Source organism: Inquilinus limosus MP06 (assembly GCF_000767795.1).
GTDB classification, from domain to species: domain Bacteria; phylum Pseudomonadota; class Alphaproteobacteria; order DSM-16000; family Inquilinaceae; genus Inquilinus; species Inquilinus limosus_E.
The window spans coordinates 1-8,177 of sequence record NZ_JANX01000269.1 but is presented as its reverse complement, the minus strand read 5'-3'; the positions used below and the strand labels follow the sequence as shown (position 1 = coordinate 8,177).

Annotated in this window: 5 protein-coding genes; 2 read left to right on the top strand and 3 right to left on the bottom strand. The window is 69.2% G+C overall.

Annotated elements, in window-relative coordinates; all coding sequences use genetic code 11:
- Nucleotides 1-111 precede the first annotated feature (111 nt).
- Nucleotides 112-1,479: a PepSY-associated TM helix domain-containing protein gene (locus tag P409_RS19650; RefSeq protein ID WP_034842000.1), complete on the top strand. Its 1,368-nt coding sequence runs from the start codon at nucleotides 112-114 to the stop codon at nucleotides 1,477-1,479.
- Nucleotides 1,480-1,560: 81 nt separating this feature from the next.
- On the opposite strand, the gene P409_RS19645 is transcribed toward P409_RS19650, so the two are convergent.
- Together P409_RS19645 and P409_RS19640 are read right to left on the bottom strand one after the other, a co-directional pair.
- Complete coding sequence (locus tag P409_RS19645; protein ID WP_034841998.1) at nucleotides 1,561-1,872, bottom strand: hypothetical protein; 312 nt, start codon at nucleotides 1,870-1,872, stop codon at nucleotides 1,561-1,563.
- Between the two features lie 5 nt (nucleotides 1,873-1,877).
- The gene (locus P409_RS19640; RefSeq protein WP_034841996.1) at nucleotides 1,878-3,230 is read right to left on the bottom strand and encodes an ABC1 kinase family protein; all 1,353 of its coding nucleotides are present in this window, start codon (nucleotides 3,228-3,230) and stop codon (nucleotides 1,878-1,880) included.
- Nucleotides 3,231-3,672: 442 nt separating this feature from the next.
- Here P409_RS19640 and P409_RS19635 point away from each other — a divergent pair, with 442 nt between their 5' ends.
- On the top strand, nucleotides 3,673-7,167 hold the full coding sequence (locus P409_RS19635) for an indolepyruvate ferredoxin oxidoreductase family protein (RefSeq protein WP_034841993.1): 3,495 nt from the start codon (nucleotides 3,673-3,675) through the stop codon (nucleotides 7,165-7,167).
- 672 nt (nucleotides 7,168-7,839) lie between these two features.
- Here P409_RS19635 and P409_RS39010 read toward each other — a convergent pair.
- Nucleotides 7,840-8,177, bottom strand: a 338-nt coding sequence (locus tag P409_RS39010) for a helix-turn-helix transcriptional regulator (protein ID WP_430515647.1), incomplete at its 5' end; no start/stop codon positions are given.

The following is an 8,177-nucleotide window of genomic DNA, read 5'->3' as shown; positions in this document are numbered from 1 at the left end:
GCCAAGCGGCTTCAGCGCCCGCGCGCCGCCGCGATCCGACCTCCCGTCCTGAACTCTCTTTTAACCAAGGCCGCGCGGGCCTGCCCGGCGCGGCCGCACGGGATTCGGATCATGGCCGACATCGCGATGCCGACCGCCGCCGCCGAGGCGGCGCGCCGGTCCACGAGCCTGTACCGCGCCGTCTGGCGCTGGCATTTCTACGCCGGGCTGCTGACGCTGCCCTTCCTGGTCCTGCTGGCGGTGACCGGCGGGCTGTACCTGTTCCGCGACGAGATCGAGGGCCTGGTCTATCGCGACCTGAAGCGGGTCGAGGCCCAGGCGGTGGCGCGGATCGCGCCCAGCGCCCAGGTCGCCGCCGCCCTCGGCGCCTTCCCCGGCGACGTCTTCAAATACCTGCCGCCGGCCGATGCCGGCGCCTCGGCCGAGATCGGGGTGAAGACGGCGGACGGCCGCAAGCTCTCCATCTTCGTCGACCCCACTGACGGGCGGGTGCTGGGCGAGATCCCGGACCGGGGCTCGGTGATGTGGGTGGTGCGCCAGCTGCACAGCCTGGCCTATCTCGGCCCCTGGGGACAGGGCGCGATCGAGATCGCCGGCGGCTGGATGATCCTGCTGGTCGCCACCGGCGTCTACCTGTGGTGGCCGCGCGGCCGGCAGGGCGGGGCGCTGTCGGTGCGCGGCTCGCCGAAGCGGCGGATGTTCTGGCGCGACCTGCACGCCGTGACCGGCCTGTTCGTCGGCGGCATCATCGTGTTCCTGGCGGTCACCGGCATGCCCTGGTCGGTGCTGTGGGGCGACACCGTCAACCGCTGGGCCAATGGCAGCAATTTCGGCTACCCCGCCGGGGTGCGGGTGGCCGTGCCGATGTCGGACGAGCACCTGGCGCATATGCAGCCCACGACCTGGTCGCTGGAGCAGGCGCGGATGCCGAAATCGGCGATGGCCGGCGGTGGCGGGCCGATCGGGCTGGACGCCGCGGTGACGATCTTCGACCGGCTCGGCCTCGCCCCCGGCTATGCCGTCAACCCGCCGGCGGGGCCGGCCGGGGTCTACACCGCCTCGGTCTATCCCGACGACCTGTCGCGGCAGCGCGTGGTCCATCTCGACCAGTATTCCGGCAAGCCGCTGATCGACATGGGCTATGCCGACTACGGCCCGCTGGGCCGGGCGATGGAATGGGGCATCAACACCCATATGGGCCAGCAGTTCGGCCTGGCGAACCAGCTGCTGCTGCTGGCCGCCTGCCTCGCCATGATCGGGCTGGTGGTGTCGGCCGCGGTGATGTGGTGGAAGCGGCGGCCGTCCGGCGCGCTCGGCGCGCCGCCGATGCCGGCCGACCCGCGGGTGCTGCGCGGCGTCACCGCGATCCTGGCGGTCGGCGGGGTGCTGTACCCGCTGGTCGGCGCCTCGATGGTCGCGGTCGCGCTGCTGGATTGGGCCGTGACCCGGCGGCGGCCCGTCCGGGTGCGGACGGCCTGAGGGGGAGCGTCGCGTCCGGAGCGAGAGAATTGAGCATTTCTCGCGTGGCCTCTCCCGCCTGGCGGGAGAGGCAAAGCAGTGTCAGCCCTTCGAGGGCTCCTCCGGAAATCGCCGCCAGGCGGGGTCCTTGATCTTCATGCGGATGACGTGCCGCAGCTCCTCCCGCACGCCTCGGGTGGCGGCGAAGGGGATGTCGAAGTTCAGGCTGTGATAGACCAGGGACAGGATGCCATCCCGGTCGTCATCGACGATGTCGCCGTCGATCAGCCGCACGACCCAGTGATGCAGGACGCTCTGGTCGCCGCCACCGGCGTCGTCCTGCAGCACCGAACGGCCGCTCTCGACCCATTCCTTCCTCAGGGCCGCCAGCTCGTCCCGGTCGGATGGCGCCATCGGCGTCAGGCGCCCGCCACCGGCAGCGGCAGCTTGTGCTTCTTCAGGATCGCGGCCTGGCGCTTGGCCAGGGCGTCCTGGTCGAAATCGGCGATCAGCTCGTTGAACAGGGTATGCCAGTTCACCTTGGCCTTGAGGTGGATGAACACCGAGCCGAGGCCCAGCGCCGCGCGGTCCATGAACACGAACTCCCGCGGCACCTCGATGCCGCCGACGCGGCGCAGCTCCTTGTGCACCTGCTCGGCGGTCTCGCGGCCATAGACGCCGTTCTTGGCCTCGCCGATCAGCCGCACCTTGTTCTCCAGGATCGGGCCGTACAGGAAGCCGGCCCAGACGTTCAGCACGTCCGCCAGCTCGTTGGTCATGTTCTTGAAGCCCCAGGTCTTGTAGGCGGCCACCGCGCGGTCGCGGTCATTGGTCTCCAGCGCCCGGTACAGCTCGATCACGCCGCCGACGAAGCTGGGCGGGAACACCCGGATGCAGCCGAAATCCATCAGGTTGATCGAATCGTCATCCCGCACCGAGTAGTTGCCGAGATGCGGGTCGCCATGGATCACGCCGTAATAATAGAGCGGCACGTACCAGGCCCGGAACATGTTCAGCGCCAGCTGGGCCCGCTGCTCCTCGCTGCCCTGGACGAAGGTCAGGATCTTCTTGCCGTCCTGCCAGGTGGTGGTCAGCAGGCGCCGGGTCGACAGCTCCGGCACCACCTCCGGCACATGGACGTTCGGCTCCTTCGCCAGCATCTCGGCATAGAGCTGCGAGTGCCGTGCCTCGAGCGAATAGTCCAGCTCCTCGCGCAGCCGCTCCGAGATCTCGGCGTGGATCTGCTTGGTCGACACCGTCTTGTCGTAGCGCTCGAAGATGCCGAGGATCAGCTTCAGCTGCTTGAGGTCGGCCTCGACCGCAGACTGCATGTCCGGATATTGCAGCTTGCAGGCCAGGCGCCGCCCGTCCAGTCCGACCGCCTTATGCACCTGGCCCAGCGAGGCCGCGGCCGCCGCCTCGTGCTCGAAGCTCTGGAACTTCGACTGCCAGGCCTGACCCAGCTCGCTGGCCATGCGCCGCTTGACGAAGGGCCAGCCCATCGACGGCGCGTCGGCCTGCAGCTGCTGCAGCTCCTGCGCGTATTCCTTCGGCACCGCCTCGGGGATGGTGGCCAGCATCTGCGCCACCTTCATCAGCGGGCCCTTCAGCCCGCCCAAGGCCGCCCGCAGCTCGTTGGCATGGGCCTCGCGGTCGACCTTGAGGCCGAGATAGCGCTCGCCGGCCACCCGGGCGGCGAGGCCGCCCATGGCGCCGGAGACTCGGGCATAGCGGCGCAGGCGTCCGCCGAAACTGTTCTCTTCGTCGGCCATGATCCAACCGGGGTCGCGCGGCCGGGCCCGGCCGCCCGACCTATCTAGGCGGTGTACGGGGTTCCGTCACCCCCGCCGGTGTCGCATGTGTCGGGTGGAGGGATGAGAAGAAGGGATTCACCCTCATTGTCATCGCCGGGCTTGACCCGGCGATCCAGGGCCACCCAGCACGGCATCGACATTTTCTGGATGCCCGGGTCAAGCCCGGGCATGACAATTCGGGGAGCTGAACCGCCCCTATGCCCCGTCGGGCCGTGAGTTGGGTTCGTTTCCGTCGCGTTTTCGTGAAAGCCGGACATCTTGGATCAAGGACAGCAATACTGTCGGGTTTCCGTTGCTTTCTCTCGGGGAAGGCCCCGGTGCGATTGTCCCCGGAGCGAAAGAAGATTACCTATTTAGCGGTGGCCGCGGCGACAGACCGGCGGCCTTTCGGGAGGCATTGATGACGGCGACGGCGCTTGCTTCCGTGAGCCTCGAGGACAAGTACACCCTCGACTCCGGCCGCATCTATCTCACCGGTATCCAGGCGCTGGTGCGCCTGCCGCTGATGCAGCGGCGGCGCGACGAAGCGGCCGGGCTGAACACCGCCTGCTTCATCTCCGGCTACCGCGGCTCGCCGCTCGGCGGCTACGACCAGGCGCTGTGGTCGGCGCGCAAGTTCCTGCAGAAGCAGCAGATCGAGTTCAAGCCCGGGCTGAACGAGGACCTCGGCGCCACCGCCGTCTGGGGCAGCCAGCAGGTCGGCCTGTGGCCGGGCGCGAAACATGACGGCGTCTTCGGCATCTGGTACGGCAAGGGCCCGGGCGTCGACCGCTCGGGCGACGTGCTGAAGCACGCGAACTTCGCCGGCACCTCGAAATTCGGCGGCGTCCTGGCCCTGGCCGGCGACGACCATGCCTGCAAATCCTCGACCGTGCCGCACCAGTCCGAGCACGCCTTCATCGCCCATATGATGCCGGTGCTGAACCCGGCGAATGTCCAGGAGATCCTGGATTACGGCCTGTATGGCTGGGCGATGAGCCGCTATTCCGGCCTGTGGGTCGGGTTCAAGACCATCGCCGAGAATGTCGACAGCTCGGCCTCCGTCTTCGTCGACCCGAACCGGGTCCGGATCGTGCTGCCCGAGGATTTCGCCATGCCGCCCGGCGGGCTGAACATCCGCTGGCCCGACCCGCCGCTGGCGCAGGAGGAGCGGCTGATGCGCGACAAGCTCTATGCCGCGCTTGCCTTCGCCCGCGCCAACAGGCTCGACCATCTGGTCTATGACAGCGGCCGCCACCGCTTCGGCATCGTCACCACCGGCAAATCCTATCTCGACGTCCGCCAGGCGCTGGACGATCTCGGCATAGACCGCGAGCTGGCGGCGCAGCTCGGCATCTGCATCTACAAGGTCGGCATGCCTTGGCCGCTGGAGCCGACCGGGGTGCGCGCCTTCGCCGAAGGCCTCGACGAGCTGATCGTGGTCGAGGAGAAGCGGGCGCTGATCGAGAACCAGCTGAAGGAGCAGCTGTACAACTGGCAGGCCGACAAGCGGCCGGTGATCGTCGGCAAGTTCGACGAGAAGCGCGACTGGATCCTGCCCTCGACCGGCGAGCTGACGCCGGCGCAGATCGCCGTCGCCATCGGCCGCCGCCTGCTGAAGTACCTGGACCATCCCGGCCTGGCCGAGCGGGTGCGCTATCTGGAGGAGCGCGAGGCCCAGAAGAAGGCCGTCAAGGCCGCGGTCGACCGCATCCCCTATTTCTGCTCCGGCTGCCCGCACAACACCTCGACCCGCGTGCCCGAGGGCAGCCGGGCCATGGCCGGCATCGGCTGCCACTACATGGCGACCTGGATGCCGGACCGGAAGGCCGAGACCTTCAGCCAGATGGGCGGCGAGGGCGCGGCCTGGATCGGCCAGGCGCCGTTCACGGACACCGAGCACGTCTTCGTCAATCTCGGCGACGGCACCTATTTCCACTCCGGCAGCCTGGCGATCCGCGCGGCCCTCGCGGCCGGCGTCAACGCCACCTACAAGATCCTCTACAACGACGCCGTGGCGATGACTGGCGGCCAGCCGGTCGACGGCACCATCACCGTGCCGATGATCGCCGCCCAGCTGCGGGCGGAGGGCGTCGAGACCATGGTCGTAGTCACCGACCGGCCGGAGATCTATGGCGAGCCGGGGACGCAGAGCAAGCTGCTGCCCGCCGGCGTGCCGGTCGAGCATCGCGACCGGCTGGACCACATCCAGCAGCGGCTGCGCGAGACGCCCGGCGTCTCGGTGATGATCTACGACCAGACCTGCGCCGCCGAGAAGCGCCGCCGCCGCAAGCGCGGCCTGATGGAGGACCCGGCCCGCCGGGTGGTGATCAACGAGGCGGTGTGCGAGGGCTGCGGCGACTGCTCGAAGGTCTCGAACTGCCTGTCGGTGGTGCCGGTGGAGACGGAGTTCGGCCGCAAGCGCGCGATCGACCAGTCCAGCTGCAACAAGGACTTCTCCTGCGTCAACGGCTTCTGCCCGTCCTTCGTCTCGGTGCTGGGCGGCAAGCTGCGCAAGCCGAAGCCGGCGGCTGAGGGGACGACGGATCTGTTCCCGGTGCTGCCGGAACCCGAGCTGCCGTCGCTGGACCAGCCCTACGGCATCATGATCACGGGCATCGGCGGCACCGGCGTCGTCACCATCGGCGCGCTGCTGGGCATGGCCTCGCATCTCGAGGGCAAGGGCGTCTCGGTGCTCGACCAGGCCGGGCTGGCGCAGAAGGGCGGCGCCGTGGTCAGCCATGTCCGCATCGCCCGGACGCCGGAGGCGATCCACGCGGTGCGCATCGCCGCCGGCGGCGCCCGGCTGATGCTGGGCTGCGACCTGGTGGTCGCGGCCTCGGGCGAGGCGCAGTCGAAGATCCATCCGGGCCTGACCCGGCAGGTGGTGAACAGCCACGAGACCATCACCGGCGCCTTCACCCGCAACCCGGACTTCGTCGTTCCCGGCACATCGATGCTGGAGGCGGTGGCGAAGAACGGCGGCAACCCGGATCTCCTCGACACCGTCGACGCCACCCGCCTGGCCACGGCGCTGCTCGGCGACAGCATCGCCACCAACCTGTTCATGCTCGGCTATGCCTGGCAGAAGGGGCTGGTGCCGGTGTCGCATGAGGCGCTGGAGAAGGCGATCGAGCTGAACGGCACCGCGGTTGCCATGAACAAGGCCGCCTTCCTGTGGGGACGCCGCGCCGCCCACGACCTCGCCCGGGTCGAGCGGCTGGCCGCGCCGCCGCAGGAGGAGGGCCACCGGCTGTCGCGCACGTTGGACGAGACGATCGCCCGCCGGGTCGAGCAGCTGACCGCCTATCAGGACGCCGCCTATGCCGCGCGCTACACGGCACTGGTCGAGAAGGTCCGCGCGGCCGAGGCCAGGCTGGGCCGGCAGGAGCTGACCGAGGCGGTGGCCCGCAACTACTACAAGCTGCTGGCCTACAAGGACGAGTACGAGGTCGCCCGGCTCTACACCGACGGCACCTTCCTGAAGCAGATCGAGGCGCAGTTCGAGGGCGACTACAAGCTGCAGTTCCACTTGGCGCCGCCGGCCTTCGCCGAGAAGGATCCGGACACCGGCCACCTGAAGAAGCGCGCCTTCGGGCCGTGGATGCTGCGGGCCTTCGGCCTGCTGGCGCGGATGAAGCGGCTGCGCGGCACCGCCTTCGACCCGTTCGGCCGCACCGCCGAGCGCAAGGCCGAGCGGCAGCTGATCACCGATTACGAGGCGGTGGTGCAGGAGCTGCTGGCCCGGCTGGGCCCGGACACCCATGCCGTCTGCGTCGCCCTGGCCCGGGTGCCGGAGCAGATCCGCGGCTACGGCCACATCAAGGACGAGAACCGGGACAAGGCCAAGGCGCGCGAGGCCGAGCTGCTGGCCACCCTGCGCACCCCGGCCGCCCCGAAGCTGGCGGCGGAGTAGGGGTGGGGCGAGTCAGGTCAAACGATCTTGGCAGGACTATAGCGCGTTGCCTCTCCCGTTTGCGGGACCTTTTCGGAATTCTCCGGATCGTCCCGGACGCTCGCGACGAAAGCGAAAGAGTCCCCCCTCCCCCTGCGGGAGGGGGTAGGGGGAGGGGGTTCGCGCCGCCAGAGCCGCCCACGATCTCGCCTGCCCGCGACGTCGTTTTTTCCTGGGCCTATTCGCGCGGAGCTTGTCCTCGACAACCCCCTCCCCCTAGCCCCCTCCCGCGAGGGGAGGGGGGACTAGAAGGGGATGGCTTCGGCTATTCTGAAAGGTCTCGTTTGCGGGAGAGGCAGCTCGAAGACGCTCTACCTCCTGCCAGAGTCCGACGTGACCGGGCCTCGATTCATCCCGTTTAGTCGTCGCGCCTCATCGGGACGCGTCCATGGACGTCGTCGCGCGCCAAACGGTCGGACGCGCGAAAGGAGCGGATCGACGCCCGTAGCTCGGCCTCCTCTCGCTTTCCTCCCCGGCGAACTCGTTCAGGAATTGCCTGACCAGGGCGGAAACGGACATACGCCGCTCGGCGGCTTTCATCCGGGCCTGCCTATAGACGCTGTCGTCCACGGAAACCGTGATGGTCTTCATGGGAACACAGTGGCGGTATTCGGCATGGCAATCAACCGGAGCTCAATCAGGCGGCGGCAGCGGCCCGCCGTAGTGCAGCAGCAGGCGGACCAGCTCCGCCTGCCGGCCGGTGCCGGTCTTGTCGAAGATCCGGGCCAGATGCGTGCGCGCCGTGGTCCTGGCGATCGACAGCCGCTCCGCCGCCGCCTCCAGCCCCTCGCCGCGGCCGATCTCCACGGCCAGCGCCGCCTCGGCCGCGGTCAGGCCGAACATCTGCCGCAGCAGGGCCGGGGCGAGGGGGGCGGCGGCGTCCGGGTCGGTGATGAAGATCGCCGCCCCCGCCGCCACGCCGGCATAGGCTCGGGAGCGGGGAACCGGAATCACGGTCAGCAGCAGCGGAC

Bases quoted from the DNA above. Each gene is read 5' to 3' on its own strand.
- P409_RS19645 (WP_034841998.1), bottom strand. From the start codon at position 1,872: ATGGCGCCATCCGACCGGGACGAGCTGGCGGCCCTGAGGAAGGAATGG.
- P409_RS19640 (WP_034841996.1), bottom strand. From the start codon at position 3,230: ATGGCCGACGAAGAGAACAGTTTCGGCGGACGCCTGCGCCGCTATGCC.
- P409_RS19635 (WP_034841993.1), top strand. From the start codon at position 3,673: ATGACGGCGACGGCGCTTGCTTCCGTGAGCCTCGAGGACAAGTACACC.
- P409_RS19650 (WP_034842000.1), top strand. From the start codon at position 112: ATGGCCGACATCGCGATGCCGACCGCCGCCGCCGAGGCGGCGCGCCGG.